Origin of the sequence: Neoroseomonas marina, assembly GCF_012927745.1 — a bacterium.
Taxonomy (GTDB): Bacteria; Pseudomonadota; Alphaproteobacteria; order Acetobacterales; family Acetobacteraceae; genus Neoroseomonas; species Neoroseomonas marina.
Map to the genome: position 1 here is coordinate 333,610 of NZ_JABBKX010000001.1, position 18,215 is coordinate 351,824.

At 73.3% G+C, this 18,215-nt stretch carries 4 protein-coding genes; all 4 read left to right on the forward strand.

Going from position 1 to position 18,215, the window contains the following annotated elements; all coding sequences use genetic code 11:
* Positions 1 to 3 precede the first annotated feature (3 nt).
* The 4 genes from GWK16_RS01650 to GWK16_RS01665 all read left to right on the forward strand — a co-directional run bounded on the left by GWK16_RS01650 (position 4) and on the right by GWK16_RS01665 (position 18,180).
* Positions 4 to 11,997 (forward strand): two-partner secretion domain-containing protein, encoded by an 11,994-nt coding sequence (locus GWK16_RS01650; protein ID WP_170052229.1) that lies wholly within the window; start codon positions 4 to 6, stop codon positions 11,995 to 11,997.
* Between the two features lie 4 nt (positions 11,998 to 12,001).
* A complete protein-coding gene (locus GWK16_RS01655) occupies positions 12,002 to 15,013 on the forward strand; it encodes a CHAT domain-containing protein (RefSeq protein ID WP_170052230.1) in 3,012 nt (1,003 codons plus the stop codon).
* Between the two features lie 136 nt (positions 15,014 to 15,149).
* Entirely contained in the window at positions 15,150 to 17,423 is a 2,274-nt protein-coding gene (locus tag GWK16_RS01660) for a serine/threonine-protein kinase (protein WP_170052231.1), read from the forward strand.
* Positions 17,424 to 17,433: 10 nt separating this feature from the next.
* The gene (locus GWK16_RS01665; protein WP_170052232.1) at positions 17,434 to 18,180 is read left to right on the forward strand and encodes a dienelactone hydrolase family protein; all 747 of its coding nucleotides are present in this window, start codon (positions 17,434 to 17,436) and stop codon (positions 18,178 to 18,180) included.
* The last annotated feature ends 35 nt before the right edge of the window (positions 18,181 to 18,215 follow it).

Here is an 18,215-nt window from a genome sequence, read left to right on the forward strand (position 1 = left end):
TCCATGGCACGCGTTGCGAAGACGGGCCGTCCGGCAGCCGTTTCGAAGCCCATTCCGGCCCCGCCGCGCGCGCCCCAACGACGCACGCCGCATCGCGGCTGGCTGCTCGCGACCACGGCGCTGCTGCCGATCGCGGCGGGGCCGGTCGCAGCGCAGACGCCGCCATCCGCAACCACCGGCCCGACCGGCGGACAGGTCACCGCCGGCCAGGCGGCGATCACGCGCGGCGCCGGCAGCACGACGATCACGCAAGGCACCAACCGCGCCGCCATCGACTGGCAGCAGTTCAACGTCGGCAGCCAGCACACGGTCCAGTTCGTCCAGCCGAATGCCGGGTCCTGGACGCTGAACCGCGTGATGACGCCCGACCCGTCGGTCATCGCGGGCCGCGTGCAGGCCAATGGCGGCGTCGCCATCGTCAACCAGTCGGGCGTCGTCTTCGCCCAGGGCGCGCAGGTCAACGTCGCCTCGCTGATCGCCTCGGCCGCCGGCATCACCAATGAGAACTTCATGGCCGGGCGCATGGTCTTCGACCAGGCGCCGCGGCCCGGCGCGCGGGTCGAGAACCACGGCAGCATCACCGTCGCCGACCGCGGCCTCGCCGCGCTGGTCGCGCCGGGCGTGTCGAATTCGGGCGTCATCCGCGCGCGCCTCGGGCGCGTGGCCCTGGGCGCGGCGGAAACCTTCGTTCTCGATCTCGCCGGCGACGGCCTGATCAACATCGACGTCACCCAGGCGGTGCGCACCGCCCCCGACGGCGGCCAGGCGCTGGTGACGAACACCGGCGTGATCGAGGCGCCGGGCGGCTCGGTGCTGCTGACGGCGCATGCGGCCTCGGGCCTCGTCGAGGATCTGGTCCGCCAGACCGGTGTGATCAACGTCCAGACGGTGGGCGACCAGACCGGCCAGGTGGCGCTGCGCGCCCAGGGCGGGTCCGTGCGCGTGGACGGCACCATCGACGCGAGTGGCGGTGCAGGCCAGCGCGGCGGGCGCGTCGCGGTGCAGGCGACGGACGGCGTGACGGTCGCCGGCACGGCGCGGATCGATGCCTCGGGCGGGGCGGGCGGCGGCCAGGTGCTCGTCGGCACCACCGGGCGCGGCCGCAACCAGACGATGGCCGCGCGCACGACCGTCGAGCGCGGCGCGGTGATCCGCGCGGACGCCACGCAGAACGGCAATGGCGGCGAGATCGTCGTCAACAGCACCACCAGCACCGAGATGCGCGGCACGGTGTCCGCACGCGGCGGTGTCACGGGCGGCAATGGCGGCTTCGTCGAGATCTCGGGCCAACAGTCGCTGCTGATCTCGGGCTTCATCGACCTCGCGGCGCCGTCGGGCACGCCGGGCGAATTGCTGCTCGACCCGCAGAACATCATCGTCAGCAGCAATTCCAACGTGAATCCGCCGGGCGGCGGCAGCTCGGTGACGGACACCGCGACCGACCCCGCCGCGAACTTCACGGCGACGACCGGCAACAACAACCAGTGGCTGCGCGTCGAGCCCGGCGCGATCGAGGGCTTCAACGGCACCGTCACGCTGGATGCGGGCAACGACATCGTCGTCTCCTCGGCCATCAACAAGACCAATGGCGGGCTGGGCCTGACCGCGGGCAACAGCATCACCATCAGCGCCAATGTCAGCGTGAGCGACACGCTCAGCCTCGCTGCCACCACGGGCTCCATCAGCATCGGCGCCGATCTGCGCGCGGCGTCCATGACGATGACCGCGGGCACCGGCATCACGCAGACCGCGGGCACGATCGCCTCGATCTCCGGCGCCGGCACGGCGCTGCCGCTCAGCGCGACCACCACGGCGGGCAACATCTCCCTGGCCCAGGCCGGCAACGGCAGCCTGTCCCTCACCTTCTCCGCGCCCGGCACCGTCTCGGTGCAGTCGGGCGACTTCGCGAACGGGCAGAGCGGCGGCACCGCCGGCGCCATCGAGATCGCGGGCGCGTCGAGCGGCGGCGGCATCACGCTGGTGTCCAACCGGCAGAACAACAATGCCGCCACCGCCGGCACCGGCACGATCGCGGTGAATGCCTCCCTCACCTCGACCGCCGGCATCACGCTGAACGCCGATGGCGCGATCACCCAGAACGCCACCGGGACCATCATCACCGCGCGCGACGCGACCGGCGCCCTGCGCATCCGCAACCGCACCAACGGCAATGCGTCGGCAGCCGGCAGCGCCACGCTCGACCAGGCGGCGAACCAGATCGCGGTGCTGGACGCACGGACGACCGGCGCGCTGGCCGTGGCTTCGGCGGGCTTCGCCGCGGGACCGGGCAACGTCCCGCCGGCCAACCCGACGCTGTCGGTCACCCTGGCCGAAGGCGGGTCCGTGAGCCTCACCGCGCCGCGGCTTGCGCTGCCGAATGGCGCGGTTGCGACGACGGGCGACGTGACCCTGGTGGCGACCGAGCCCGGCGTTGGCGCCGGATCCGCCGCAACGCTGACGATCGGCGGCGCGGTCACGGCGGTCGACGAAGGGACCGTGCGGCTCCGCGCGGACCGGATGGACCTGACGGGTGCGACCTTCGATGGCACCGGCACGGGCAACAATCTCGCGCTGCTCGAGATCGGGCCCCTGACGGCCGGGCGGGCGATCGCCTGGGGCGGAACCGACGGGACGAACCTCTTCCTCGGCGTCGGGAGCCAGACGGCGATCGCGGGCGCCGACACCACGACGCTGCGGCTCGGCCAGACCACGGTCAATGCGGCCGCGGTCACGGCCGGCGACATCACCTTCGGCAGCAACCTGACCATCGCCGGAACGCTGGCGCTGAACGGAACGGGGAACATCAGCACCGCCGGCGGCGTTCTCGACGTCCCGACGCTGACGATCCGCGGCGCGACGGCCAACAGCGGCGCCGGCTCGGTCGCCCTGTCCGGCAACAACGTGATCGACGCGCTCGACGCGCGTGCGACCGGCGGGCTCAGCGTCACGTCCAGCGCGCCCACCTTCAGCATCCTCGGCGCATCCAGCGGCGCGGGCCTGGTGCTCGCGGCCACGGCGGCCGCCGGCGTGCTCGACCTCGGGTCCGGCACGGTTTCCGCCGTGACCAGCGTGAACCTCTCGGCGGGCACCGGGGGCATCACGCAGGGCGCGACGGGAACGCTGACGGCGGCCAGCCTGCTGGCGAGCAGCACGGGCAACATCAGCCTGACCGGATCCGGCAACGCCATCGGCGCCATCGCCACCGGCATCACGGCGCCGGGCGGCAACGGCCCCCTGCTGACCGACGCCAACCGCGGCGTCTATGCCGGCGGCACCTTCACGCTCGCCACGTCCGGGGCGCTCTCGATCACCGGCGCGGTGGAATCGCGCGGCGGCCTCGTGAACATCACCGCGGGCAGCATCGCGATCGGCGCGCCGATCGCCGTTTCGGGCGGCGTGACGCCGACCCTGCGCCTCACCACCAACGGGTCGGGCGGTGCCACGGGCGCTGTCAGCCAGACGTCGCGGGTCCTCACGACCGGTACCGGTGCGCTCGCCGTGACCGCGTCGGGCAGCGTCGATCTCTCGCGGACCGACAACGCCATCCCGACGCTGCTCGCTTCCTCGGCCGGTGGACCCTTCTCCTTCACGACGACGGGCGGGCTGACGGTGTCGGGGGCGGTCTCGGCGGCGACGTCCCTGCAGTTGTACGCGCAGGGCGGCACGCTGACGGTCAATGGCGCGCTGACCACCACGAACGCCGGCGGCATCGGCCTGACCGGCACCGACGTCGTCCAGGCAGCGCTCGTGCGCGCGCGTGACGCGGCCGCGACCAGCGGCGGCACGGTCAGCATGACCGCCTCGGGCGTCGCCGGTTCCATCAGCCAGTCGACCGGCGGCCGGATCGTCGCCGACAGCCTGAGCCTGTCGGCCAACGGCGGCGTCAACCTCACCGCGGGCATCGGGATCGGCACCACGGTCGGGCTGGGCTCGGGTGATGCCGGCAACCCGGCGCTGTGGAACACCATCGGCAGCATCGTGGCGAGCACGATCGGCGACTTCCGGCTGCTCAACGTGGGCGACCTGCTGTTCCAGGGCAGCGCTTTCAGCAACGTTGCCGGCAGCACCGTCGCCATCGTCACCCGCGGCCGGCTGACCGTCGGCGCCTTCAGCAGCATCATCGCCGAGGCCATCAGCATCGGCGCAGGCGGCGGCGTCACCGTCAACGGTGGCCTCGGCAGCGCGGGCCTGACCAGCCGGCTCGACATGACGACGAGCCCGGGCGGCACCATCAATCAGGGTTCGGGCAGCAGCGTCGCGGCCGCCACGCTGCGGATCCTCGCCGCGGGCGACGTGGACCTGAGCGGCACGGGCAACACCATCAGCAACCTCGCCGCCGCGGCGCTCGCGGCGGATGTCGGGATCAACGTCCGCAGCAATGTCGGCCTCACGACGGTTGCCGCCACCGCGAACATCCTGACCCCGGACAACACGCTGACGACGGGCCCGACCGGGATCGTCAGCAACGACATCACGCTGCAGGCGCCTTCCATCACGATCGGCGCCGGCGCGCCGCTGGTGCGCTTCGACACGAACCAGGTGGGCAGCGTCACGCTGATCACGGACAACCTGATCAACGGTGGCGGCGAGATCGACCTCGGCCCGGGCGGCACCTTCGGGATCGGCTTCGACAACCCGAACATCGAGATCCTGGTCGGCGACCCCACGATCGACACCAACATCGTGCCGATCCCCGGCGTATCCTACGTCATCTCTGCGACACCGGTGACGGGCGCGCTGACGCAGTGGATCAGCGGCACCTACATCAACAACCTGCCGTTGTCGGCCGGCACGGTGAACGCGACGCTGCGCATCGGCACCCCGGGCCAGACCGCGCGCACCTTCGTCATCGGCGCGCTGACGCCCAACGCCAAGTTCACGACCTTCGACATCCGCGGCGGCGACGTCGTCGTCGGCGCGAACGTGTCGGCGCCGGGCCGCACGGTGAACATCTCCGCCGGCGCGAACATCGTGCAGTCCGGCACCTATGCGCGCAACGAGACGATCCTCACCTACGACGTCTTCCTGACGCCGAGCTTCTCCTTCGTGCTGAACCCGGCCTATCTGCAGGCCAACGGCATCATCACGGCGGGCACGCTGATCGCCAACGCCGCCGGCAACGTCAACCTCGGCGGCGTCGTGCACAACGTGGCGTCGCTGGCGGGGTCCGCCGGCGGGACCTTCAACTTCCGCGACGCGGACGGCTTCCAGATCGGCCCGGCGGGTTCGGGCGGCATCTCGGCACCGACGCGCGTCGTGCTGCAGGCCGATACGGGCAGCATCACGCAGGCGGCCGGTTCCCCGATCACCACCAACGCGCTGGAAGTCAGCGTCGCGGGGGGCAGCCTCGTCCTCGATGGCGGGTCCGCGAACAGCTCGCTCGCCGCGGACCTCAACCGCATCGGCAGCCTGACGCAGAACGTCTTCACGACCGGTCTCAACGCCACCGGGGACGTGACGATCCGCAACAACGGCAGCCTGTTCCTGAACGCGGACATCACCACCAGCGGCGACGTCCGGCTGCACACCCAGACCGGCAGCATCACGCAGGGCGGCGACGGTGCGGAATTCAGCAGCACCGCAGCCCTGATCACGGCGAACAACCTCTTCGTCTCGGCGCCCGCCGGCTCGGTCATCCTGGCCAATGGCGCAGCGGATCCGACCAACCCGAACGTGTTCGGCAATGTGCTGTCGGGCGGCCTCGGCGCCAGCACGGTCGCCGGCAACCTGACGCTCCGCACGGCGCAGGCGCTCAACATCGTGGGCGACGTCCTCGTCGGCAGCGCGGCAGGCGGCACCAGCGGCACCGCGACCTTCCTGTCGCGCTTCGACAGCATCGCCCAGCAGGCCGGCGGCTCGCTCTCGGCCGACAGCCTGGTGGCGGTCGCCCCCGGCGGCTCCGTGCTGCTGAACGGCGCGACGACGAATTCCGTGGGCACGGTGCTCACGAGCAGCGCCGGAACGGATTTCCGCCTGTTCACCGACCGCGCCCTGACGGTGGCCGGCACGATCACCGGCGGCGCGGCCGGCACGGTCGCCCTGCGCGGCGATTCCGACGTCACGGTCAATGCCGCGCTGTCCGGCGGTTCCATCGCAGTCCAGAGCGGCGGCGACCTCGCGAGCACCGCCAGCCTCACGGGCGGCGCAGGCGGAGCGGTCACGCTGGCCGCCACGGGCACCGTGGGCATCGGCGCCAACATCTCGGGCGGGACGATCAGCGCGACCGGCGGCGGCGCGATGACGGTCGGCGCCAACATCTCCGGCACCTCGATCGAGCTGCAGGGCGCGGGGATCACACTCGGCTCGGGCGGCCTGGGCGGCACACTCACGGCGACCCGTGTCCTGCTGCGCACGGGCAGCGACTTCGACCCGGCCTCGGGCACGGCCGGCGGGCCGAGCATCGTGCAGACCGCGGGCACCATCGAGGCGTCGCAGTTCTCGGCCTCCGCGCCGGGCGGCAACATCACCCTCACCGCGACGGGCAACACCTTCGGCACGATCGTCGCCGGTGCGGATGCCGGCGGCGCGGCGGCCTCTGCCGGCATCGTCGCCGGCGGCAACGTATCGCTGACCACCGACGGCACCCTGGCGCTGAACTCGCCGCTGCTCGCCGGATGGGATCCGGCGCGGACCGGCGTGACGGTCACGCTGCGCGCCAACCAGATGACGCTCGGCGCCCTTGTCGATACGCGCGGGCCAGGGGCGACGAACCGCCAGGCCGGCGTGATCGACATCGCGCCGCTGACGGCCGCGAATCCCGTCGTGCTGGGCGGCATCACCGAGATCGGCGGTAGCTATCTGACGCTCCAGGCGAGCGAACTCGCCAACCTCCGCGCCGGCACCGTCAACGTGACGACCACGAATGCCGGCGAGGGGATCTACATCCTCGACACCGCGGCGCTCGCCGGCCTGATGACCGGCGGGACCACGCTGAACCTTTCGGCCGCAAACGGCTTCGTCGACCAGTTCGCCTATGCGACCGGGACGTCGCAGCTGACGGTCGAACGCCTGAACATCGTCGCAGGGTCCTTCGTGACCGTCGGCAGCGCCGGCAACCTGATCGGCGAGGTGACCGGCATCAGCGCGGGCGGGGCGATAAGCCTCGCCTCCGCCAGCCCGCTGCTGACGCTGAGCGGCGCAGTCGCCTCCACGGCTTCCGGATCGACCATCACGATCCGCGCCGACGACCTCAACATCACCGCCGGCGGCAGCATCACCGTGCCGAACGGCACGGTCGACATCTCCGGCGTCACCGCGGGCCGCGGCATCAGCCTCGGCACCGAGGTCGCGGGCACGCTGGGCCTGTCGACCGCCGAGATCGGGCGGATCGGCCAGACCACGAACCCACTGGCCCTGGTGCGCTTCGGCGACACCGGCTCGGGCACCATCCAGATCCAGGGCGACGTCTCCTTCCGCGACGCGCCGGTCGATGCCTCCTCCGCGATCGGCGGCGCGCGCGCCCTTGCGGTGCAACTGACCGCGAGCGGCAGCGGCGGCGACATCACCCAGACGGGCATCGGCGCGCTGAACGTCGCGAGCATCAGCGCCTCGGCGCGGAGCGTCTCGCTGATCTCGGCGGCCAATGCGATCGACAGCGTCGCCGCCCTCACCGGCGCCGGCGGCGGGGCGGCGCTGCGCAGCGCGCGGGACCTGGTGCTGCCGACCGGCGTCACGGCCTCGGCCGCCGGCGGCGCCCTCGCCGTCACCTCCGACGGTCGGCTGACCGTCAACGGCGCCGCCCAGGCGACCGGCGCGGCAGGCGATGTCGCGCTGACCGGCCGCACGGGTCTCGTCATCGCCTCGACGGCCGCCATCACCGCTGGCGGGGACGTCGCCCTGACGGCCGGCCCGGACGCCGGCAACGGCGTCGGCGCGCTGTCCATCAACGGCACCGTCTCGGCCACCGGGGATATCGCGGCGACCGCGACCGGCACGCTGACCGTCGCACAGGACCTCGCCTCGAGCACGGGCAACATCACGCTCAGCACCATCGCCCCGGGGACCCAACCGGCCGCGGATATCGTGATCTCCGCGCCGTCCGTCGTCGGCGCCAATCTTGGCAGCAGCGCCGCGGTCACCGAGATCATCGCGACCGGCGCCGGCGCCGGCGTCGTGACCCTCTCGGCGACCGGCAGCATCACCCAGGCGGCCTCCGGCACGCAGATCAACGCGAACGCGCTGCAGGTGGCCGCCGGCGCGAACGCCGACCTCGGCCCGGCGACGAACCTGGTCACCGAGCTGCGGTCCCTTTCGGCCGGCGGGTTCGCCACGCTCACCGTGCAGAACGGCCTGGTGGTGACGGGTCTCGCCTCGGCGGTCGGTTCGCTCACCCTCAATGCCGGCACCACGCTGACGGTCGCCGGGACCGGCACGGCGGAGGCGACCGGCCCGGCCAGCGTCCTCACGCTGAACGCCGGGACGGCGATGACGATCAACGGCACGGCCTCGGCCCAGACGGTCGATCTGACGGCCTCCGGCGGCCAGCTCGCCATTGCGGGCGGCACCGTGACCGGCGGTGCGGCCGCCGGCGGCAGCGTCACCCTTTCGGGCACCTCGCTCGCCATCACCGCCGGCGCCGACGTCACGGCCGAGACCATCACCGCCAACCTCGCCTCGGGCAACATCACGCTCGACAGCAGCAATGTCTCGGCCCAGGGCGCGACGGGCGTGCTCTCGCTCGCCACGACGGGGCTCATCTCGGTCACGGGCGGGACGGTCGGCGGCAACACGGCGACGCTCGATGCCGGCGCGGGTGGCCTCACGGTCACCAATGCGACGCTCTCCGCGGGCTCCGGCGGCTTCACCTTGACCTCCGACGGCGCGACGCTGCTGTCGGGCGGCGGCACCACCGTCACCGGCGGGACGCTGCAGGTCCTCGGCCAGACCAGCGCGCGGATCAGCGGCGGGACGCACAACGCCTCGGCCGGCGTCGAGGTGACCGCGACGGCAGGGCTTGCCGACATCCTGACCGCGACCGTCGGTTCGACGGGCGGCGACGTCACCGTCTCGGGCACCGCGGCGACGATCAGCGGCGGGCAGATCGACGCAGGCGGCGTGGTCGGCCTCACCGCCTCGACCGGCAATGCCGCCGTGACCGGCGCGACCGTGGGCGCGGGCAGCAACATCGTCCTGACCGCCAATGCCGGCCAGGCGACGGTGACCAATGGAGGCCTCACGGCCGGCGGGAACATTCGCCTGGATGCCGGCACCCTGGCGCAGATCAGCGGCGGTACGCATCTCGCCACGGGCAACGTGCTGCTGGCTGCCACCGGCGGTGCGGCGAACCTGACCAACGCGGCCAATGTGACGGCGACAAACGGCCAGGTGGCGCTTACCGGCACCTCCGCCAGCGTCACGGGCGGGACTGTCCGCGCCGGCAGCGACATCGCGCTGACCGGAACGACCGGCCAGGCGTCGGTCAACGCCGCCGACCTCGGCGCGGGACGGGACATCCTTGTGCAGGGGCCTGGCGGCGCCATCATCTCGGGTGGCGTCGCGGTGGCGGACCGCGACGTCCGACTGACGGCCCCCGGCAACTTCGCCTACATCTACAATGGGGCCGACGTCACGGCGACGAACGGCGCGATCGCGCTGTCCGGCGGCTATGCGATCATCGAGCTGAGCACGACGCGCGCGGGAACCGACGTAACGCTGACCGGCGCGAACCAGGCCTACATCTATGACGGCTCGACGACCGCCGGCGGGAACATCTCGGTCGACGGTACGTCGTTCGCCGCGCTGTACTACGGCACGCATGTCGCCGGCTCGGGCATCGCCATCGCGGCGACCGGCGGCGACGCCACCCTCTACTTCACCAACGCGACGGCGAATGGCGGCAACATCGCCCTGGGCGGCCTGACGACCACCATCGACACCTCGACCGCCGGGGCCTCGGGCAACATTACGATGAACGGCGGCAGCGCCGCCGTGTCCGCCAGCACCATCACCGCCGGGGGCAACCTGGCGATGACGGCGACGACCGGACCCGCGACGATCACCAACGGCACCACCGACGTGGCCGGTTCGATCACGCTGCAGGGCGTCAGCCAGGCGCAGATCAGCGGCGGGACGCATACCGCCGGCATCGGCGTCTCGCTCACCTCCTCCGGCGGCGCGGCGAGCCTCCTCGGCACGACCGTGGCGGCGAATGGCGGGGACGTCACGCTGTCCGGCACGTCGGCGACGATCGACACCACCACCGCCGGCGCCTCGGGCACCATCTCGCTGACCGGCACGACCGGGTCTGCGATCGTCTCCGCAGGTGTGCTTACGGCCGGGGACAGCATCTCCCTGCAAGGCCAGACCCTGGCGCGGATCACGGGCGGGACGCACGTCGCCGCGCAGGACGTGACGATCGCCTCGGCCGCCGGCCCGGTCGAGACGCTGAACACCACCGTCACGGCGACCGCCGGCACACTGGCGATGACCGGCACGGCCGCGACCATGACGGGCGCCACGCTGCGCGCCGGCACCGAGATCGCGATGACGGCCACCGGTGGCGCGGTCTCGACCACCAACGGGTCCCTCACCTCGGGTGGCGCCATCACGCTGGCGGCGGCCGGCACCGCGACCCTCGCCGGCACGGTGACGAACGCGACGGGGGCAACCTCGATCACCGGCCAGGCCGGCGCGACGCTCTCGGGCGGCAGCCATGCCGGCGGCCGGGGCTTCGCGCTGGCGGCGCCCGGCGGCACGGCGACCTTGTCGGGCACGACGATCACCTCCGGCGCCGGCGGGGCGGTCTCCGTCTCCGGTGCGGCGGTGGTGGTGAATGGCGGGCAGGTCGCGTCGGGCGGCAGCCTGGCGATGTCGGCGACGGCCGGCGACCTCAATCTCGGCGCCCCGGCGCTGTCCGCCGCGACGACACTGGGCCTGAACGCGGCCGGCACGGTCCTGGTGCAGCCGGGCACCTCGGCCGCGGCCGGGACGGACCTCACGGTCAATGCCGGCACGCTCACCGTGACCTCGGCCTCCCTGTCCGCCGGGCAGGACATGCTGATGACGGTCGGCGGCGGCGCGTCCTTCACCGGCGCCTCGCTCTTCGCCACGCGGGACATCCGCCTCGGCGCCGGTGGGCTCGTCTCGGTGAACGGCGGCAAGTTCGACGGCGGGAACGAGATCGCGCTGTCCGGCGGGTCGTTCAACTTCGCCTCGGCGAACATCGACCCGCAGATCATCCGCATCACCGCGGTGAACAACATCGCGATCGTCAACTCGACGATGACCGCATCGGACGCGATCCGCATCCTCGCCGGTGGGTCGATGACGGTGACGGATTCGACCTTCACAGCGGTCACGCTCGGCCTGCGCAGCGGTGGCGCGCTGACGCTCGAGCGTGGGCTCTACATCATCGGCGATGCGGTCGTCTTCGCGAGCCCGACCAGCATCCAGACGGTGGGCCGCATCGTCGTCCGCCCGCTCGGCACCGACCTGCCGGGCGTCGCCTTCGACACCCGGATCACGACGCCATCGGTCGATCCGCTCGACATCATCCAGCCGGACAACCCGAACCTGCCCGCGTCCCAGCAGCCGACGCAGGTGCGCGAGCCGGGCAGCGACGCGCCCGGCGACTTCGGCGTGCCGACCAGCAACCCCGCCGGCACGCTCGACTTCACCATCGATGCCGGCCGCAGCGCGATCTTCCTGCTCATCGACGGGGGCAGCGCCACCGGCGACATCAACACGGCCGGCCGCGTCGGCATCTTCGGCACCGGCGGCACGGTGGCGCTCCGCGGCACGCTGATCGACTACCAGGGCAACCAGTATTCGGGCGGCAACGCCTCGGCGCTGACGGACTCCGCCCGCCCCGCGCCCGGCGACGCGCTGGCGCGCTTCACCTTCAACGACTGCGTCATCTCCTCGATCAACTGCTTCGTCCCGCAGCAGGTGCTGGCGATCCCGCAGGCCCCGCCGCAGCAGGTGGACATCCGCCTGTTCGGCAGCCGCATCACCGACCCGGACGTGCAGATCCCGAACGTCGCAGAAGAGGACTACTGAGCCCGTGCGCGTCCCGCTCGCCGCCTGCCTCCTCATCGGACTCTCGGCCTGCTCGGAGCCGCCGCCCGACGCCTATGTGACCCGCACCATGAACGCGACGGCCGGCGAGCCGGTCGGGACGGACGCCCGCAACGAGGCATGCCAGGCCCAGCCCGGCCGCACCATCGCCGCCGACCGCCAGGTGCTCCGGGCGCGCGAGGTGTTCTGCGGCGGCTGGACGCAGCCCGCGGCGCGTGTCCTCGAACTCGCGGGCACCGCGAGCGAATCCGATCTCGACGCCCTGGCGAGTTCCGGCTTGTGGCGCTCCTGGCTCGACCAGCGCGTGGCCTGCGGACCGCCGACGCGTACCACGGTGACGGGCGGCGGGTCGGCCCGGCTGCTGGCCTGCACGCGGCGCGCGGGCGGCTGGCCGCATGTCGCCATCGTCACGGCCGGGCCCTCCGGCCCGGTGGTCGCCGACGGGGTCGCGACCTCGCTGCCGGTCATCGAGCGCCTTGCCACCGGCCGCACGGGCGGCGGCGGCGCGGCTGCAGGCGGCGGGTCGCGCTCCGCCGCGCTGGAACTCGCGGTGGCGCGGCTGTCGGCCGACGCCTTCGGCGCCGCCGATGTCAGCCGCTACGAGCAGCTGATGAACCTCGGCCGCGACCTGAACCAGACCGAGAACTTCGCCGCCGCCGAGGACGCCTACCGCGCCGCCCTGTCGGTCCAGGAACGCGTCCTCGGGCGCGACAATCCGAACACCGCGGCGCCGATGCTCGCCCTCGCGGTCAACCTGTCGAACCAGAAGCGCCTGTCCGAGGCGCAGGTGCTGCTCGACCGTGCCGGCACCCTCGCGCCGGGCGCCGCCGATCCGACCATGCAGGCGCGCGTGCTGCACTATCGCGGCCTGCACGCGCTCAATGCCGGCGACCCGGCGCGGGCAGCGACCTTCCTCCAGGAAGCCGAGACCCGCTACGCCGCCCTCGCGCCCGCCGCCACGCAGTCGCAGGAGAACGACACCGCCGACCTGCTGGCCGACCCGGTGCAGCAATCGGCGATCCTTGGCCTCGCGGAAGCGAAGCGCAACCGCGCCGTGGCGCTGTCCCGCGCGGGCCGCGCGCAGGAAGCCGCCGAGGTGGTCGCCGAGGGCCGCGCGGTGCTGCGCCGCGCCGGGCTCGAGCCGAACATGATGGTCGGGCGCGCGCTGCGAACGGAGGCCGGCGCCGACATCCGCCTCGGCCGCACCGACGCGGCGGCGACGCTGCTCGAGCGTGCCGCCGGACGTTTCAGCATCGCCGCGCCGGGCGAACGCCCCGAGGCCGTGACCCTGTTCCTCGCCGGCCAGCAGCGCCTGCGCGGCGGCCGGCGGAGCGAGGCGCTCGCAGCCTTCCGCACCGGCGCGGGCATCCTGCGCGCACGCCAGATCGGCCTGCCGGTGGCGCTCGTCGTCCCCTACCTCGATGCGCTCGACCAGGAAGCGGCGGCCAGCCCCGGCAGCGCCCCGGCCCTGCGCGCCGAGATGTTCGGCGCAGCCCAGCTCGCGCAGCGTTCCAGCACCGCCCGCTACGTGCAGCAGGCCTCCGCCCGCCTTGGCGTGTCGGAAGGCAATCCGGCGGTGCAGGGCGCGGTGCGCGGGCTGCAGGACGCCGACCGCGAACTGCGCGACCTGTTCGCCGAGCGCGACGCCTCGGGCGCCAACAATGCCGCGCTCGACGCGCGCATCGCCGCCGCCCAGCAGCGCCGGTCGGAAGCCGAGAGCCAGGTCGCCGCCGCGGCGCCGGGCTATCGCCAGCTGCTGCTCGCCGCCGTCGATGCCGACAGCGTCTTCCGCGCCCTCGGGCCCCAGGAAGGCATGCTGACCATGCTGCTGGGTCCCAACAACGGCTTCGTCATGTCGGTCCGCCATGGCCGTGTCGACGCCCGCCGCATCCCGATCGGGGAGGAAGCCGTCGCGGCCCTGGTCAGCCGCGTGCGGCGGTCGAGCGAGATCGGCGCCGGCGGCGTGCCGCGCTTCGACACCGCGGCGGCGCAGGAACTCCACAACCTGCTGGTCGGCCCGCTCGCCCCCTCGCTCGCGGGCACCGAGACGCTGGTGGTAGCGCCTGACGGCCCGCTGCTCGCCCTGCCCTTCGGGATGCTGCTCGCCGGCCCGGCCCCGGCCGAGAACCTGGTCGGCGCGCCCTGGCTCGTGCGGCAATTCGCGATCGTCCACGTCCCGAGCCCGCAGACGCTGGTCACGCTGCGCGCCGCCGGCACCGGTTCCACCGCACCGCTGCCCTATATCGGCTTCGGCGACTTCGTGCCGCCCTCGGCCGCGCAGTATGCTCGCTCCTTCCCCGCGGATCGGTGCGGGCGGGATGCGCGGCTGGCGACCGGCCTCGGCCGCCTGCCCGGCACGCGGGCGGAGGTGCAGACGTCGCGCCAGCTGATGGGCGCAGCACCCGACAAGGCGGTCCTCGGCGCCGAGTTCACCATCCCGAACATGCGGCGCCAGCGGCTCGACCAGTATCGCGTCGTGCATCTCGCGACCCACGCGCTGCTGCCGGGCGAATTGTCGTGCCTGCCAGAGCCCTCGGTCGTCGCCTCCCCGCCGGGTGGGGCGCCCTCGGCCGATCCCGCCTTCCTCAAGGCGAGCGAAGTGCTCGACATCAAGATGGACGCGGACCTCGTGATCCTGTCCGCCTGCAACACCGGCGGGCCGGGCGGCGAAGGGGGCGGCGAGGCGCTGTCCGGCCTCGCCCGCGCCTTCTTCTACGCCGGGGCGCGCGGGCTGATGGTCACGCACTGGGCGGTGGACGACGCCGCCGCCGCGCTGACGGTTGCCGACACGCTGCGCCGCCAGCAGGGGGGCGCGACCTCGGCGGCCGCGCTGCGCGGGGCGCAGATGCTGATCCTCGAGGAAGCCGGCCGCAGCATCCCGGCCGCCTTTGCGCATCCGTACTACTGGGCGCCTTTCGTGCTGATCGGCGACGGGCGGCGGGCCGGGACGCCGGGCGGCAGCGCCCAGGCGCCGTCCAACGGGCCGGCCCGCCTGTAGCAGCGACCTGCCGGCGCGTGCGGTGAGCGGAATCGCAATGCGTGCAAATGTTCTCCGCCGTGGTAACGACATCGCGGCGGCGAGGCTGTAGCATCGCCCCGAACCGGATGCGGGACGCCGGAGAGCCCGAGGACCCATGCTGCCAGCCGAGCTGAACCAGAAGTACGAAGTCCGCGGGACGCTCGGCGCGGGCGCGATGGGCACGGTCTACGACGCGGTGGACCGCATCATCGAGCGCCGCGTCGCCATCAAGGTCGTCAACCGCCCGAACGAAAGCGACCCCGAAGCCGTCGAGGCGCATGCCCGCTTCCGGCGCGAGGCCCAGGCCGCCGGCCGCCTCTCCCATCCGAACATCGTCGGCGTCTACGACTACGGCGAGAACGCGACCCAGGCCTGGATCGTGATGGAGCTGGTCGAGGGCGGCAGCCTCAAGGGCCGGCTCGACAAGAACGAGCGCTTCACCGTCCCCGAGATCGTCCGGATCATGGGCGAGGTCTGCGCCGGCCTGCACTATTCCCACCAGCGCGGCGTCGTGCACCGGGACATCAAGCCCGGCAACATCATGCTGACGCCGGACGGCCAGGTGAAGATCGCCGATTTCGGCATCGCGCGGCTCGAGAACTCCTCGATGACGCAGGTGGGCACGCTGATCGGCACCCCCTCCTACATGGCGCCCGAGCAGTTCCGCGGCGAACCGGTCGACCTGCGCGCCGACATCTGGGCCTCGGGCGTCATGCTCTACCAGCTGCTGACCGGGGAGAAGCCATTCGAGGGCGGTTTCTCGGCGGTCATGCACAAGGCCCTGCACACCGAGCCGCCGCCGCCCTCCACCCTGTCCGTCACCACGCCGCGGGCCTTCGACGGGGTGATCTCGCGCGCGCTCGCGAAGCGGCCCGACGACCGTTTTCGATCCGCCGCGGAATTCGCCGATGCGATCCGCGCCGCGGCCAGCGGCAACGCGCCCGAACCGGCGATGGCCGGCGGGCTGCCGGGCCTGCCCGGCCTGAACGAGGACGCGACGGTGGTCACCGCGCGGCCCGTGGCCGGCGCGGCCGCGGCGGCCAGCACGCAGGCTCGCCCCGCCACGCCCGCGCCCGCCGCGACCGGCGAGAAGAAGGGCCCGCCCGTGGCGCTGATCGCCGGCGGTGCCGGCGCCTTGGTGGCCGCCGCCGGCGCAGCCTGGTTCTTCCTGGCCGGCCCGGGTGCCGGCCCCGACCCCGCCGCGCTCGAACGCCAGCGCCTCGAGCAGGAAGCGGCCGCGCGCGATGCGCAGGCCCGCGCCCAGGCGACCGCCGAACAGGCGCAACGGGAGGCCGCCACCCGCGAAGCCGCCGCGCGCGAGCAGGCGGCCCGCGAAGCCCAGGCCCGTGATATCGCCGCCCGCGAACAGGCAGCCCGTGACCAGGCCGCCCGCGAGGCAGCGGCCCGCGACCAGGCGGCCGCCGATGCCCAGGCCCGACAGGCCCAGGCGGCGCGCGACCAGGCCGCCGCCGAGCAGGCGGCGCGGGAGGCCGCAGCCCGCGAACAGGCCGCCCGCAACGCCGCCGCGCGCGACCAGGCCGCCCGTGAACGCGCCGCCGCGGAGCAGGCGGCGCGGGATGCCGCGGCCCGCGAGCAGGTGGCGCGGGAGCAGGCCGCACGGGAGCAGGCGGCCCGCGACCAGGCCGCGCGGGAACAGGCCGCGCGCGACCAGGCGGCCCGCGAACAGGCTGCGCGCCAGCAGCAGCAACAGCAGCAGCAGGTCGCCGCGGCGCGGCTCGACCTCCGCGCGGCCGCCCAGACACTGGCGACCCAGACCCCCTGTTCGCTCATCGCCTGGTCGGCCACCGATCGCACCATGTCGCTCGCCGGCGTCGTGCGCCGGGGCGACGAGGCGTCCATCCGCCAGAACCTCTCAGCCCGCGGGGTTCCGGACGATGCCGCCCAGCTCGCCCTGACCTCCTTCGATGGACCCTATTGCGCGGCGCTCGATCTGTTCCGCCCGGTGCTGGGCCCGGCGGGCGCCGCACCGTCGGTGCAGGTCGTGGGGCGGATGCCGCTGCAGAAGGGCGAGTTGCTGCAGTTCGACGTGCAGATGCCCGACTGGCCGGCGCATCTCTACCTCGCCTACTTCATGAAGTCGGGCGAGGTCGCGAACCTGGTGCCGTCGACGCTGTACCAGGGAAGCGCCCGGGTCCGCCTCGGCGAACCGACAGGCAGCTTCACCGGCTGGGAGGTCGACGAGCCCTTCGGCACGGACCTCGCGGTGGTGATCGCCTCGGACCGGCCGCTCTTCGGCAATTCGCGCCCGCTGGTGGAATCGCAGGAAGCCTACATGTCCGCCCTCGCCGCCGCGCTGCGCAACGCGCGGGCGAGCGGTACGCGGGTCGTGGTCCGCCCGATCGTCGTCGAGACCGTGGCGCGGCGCTGAGCGGCGCGCCATGGCCGTGACCGCCACCGCGATCGACATCGCCGCCCCCGGCGGGACGATCAACGCCGATCTCTATGCCCCCGCCGCGGCGCCCGAAGCGGCGCCCGCGGTGCTGATGCTGATGGATGCACCGGGCGCGCGGCCGGCGCTGCGGGGCATGGCGGCTCGTCTCGCGGCCGCCGGCTACCGCGCGCTGCTGCCGAACCTCTACTGGCGACACGCCCGCGACATCGGCTTCGACCGCGCCGCCTTCAACCAGGAGGGCCATCCGGAGCGCGAGCGGATCTTCAACCTCGCGCGCGGCTACGGTCATGCCCAGTTCCGCACCGACCTGCCGGCGATGCTCGATGCGCTCGGCGTCACGCCGGCGCGGCCCGGCGCCGCGGTCGGCTACTGCATGAGCGGTCGCTTCGCCCTGCAGGCGCTCGCCGAACAACCCGACCGCGTCGCCGCTGCGGCGTCCTTCTACGGCACGCGCATGGTCACCGATGCGCCGGAGAGCCCGCATCTGTGGATCCCGCGCATGCGGCGCGGGACGGCCTATCTGTGTTTCGCCGAGCGGGATCCGTTCATTCCCGCTGGCGTACCGGGGCAGGTCGCCGCGGCACTGGCGGCCAGCGGCCTGGAGCATCGGATCGAGCACTATCCGGGCGTGCACCACGGCTTCGCGCAACCGGATTCGACGGGGTTCGACCCCGTCGCCGCGGAGCGTCACTGGCTGGCGATGCTGGCCTTGCTGGCGCGCGTGCCGCGCTGACGGCCCGACGCGCCGTCCGCTCCGAACCGGCGAGC

Excerpts from the sequence above, each read along its gene's own strand:
- GWK16_RS01650 (WP_170052229.1), top strand. The coding sequence starts at position 4 with ATGGCACGCGTTGCGAAGACGGGCCGTCCGGCAGCCGTTTCGAAGCCC.
- GWK16_RS01660 (WP_170052231.1), top strand. The coding sequence starts at position 15,150 with ATGCTGCCAGCCGAGCTGAACCAGAAGTACGAAGTCCGCGGGACGCTC.
- GWK16_RS01665 (WP_170052232.1), top strand. The coding sequence starts at position 17,434 with ATGGCCGTGACCGCCACCGCGATCGACATCGCCGCCCCCGGCGGGACG.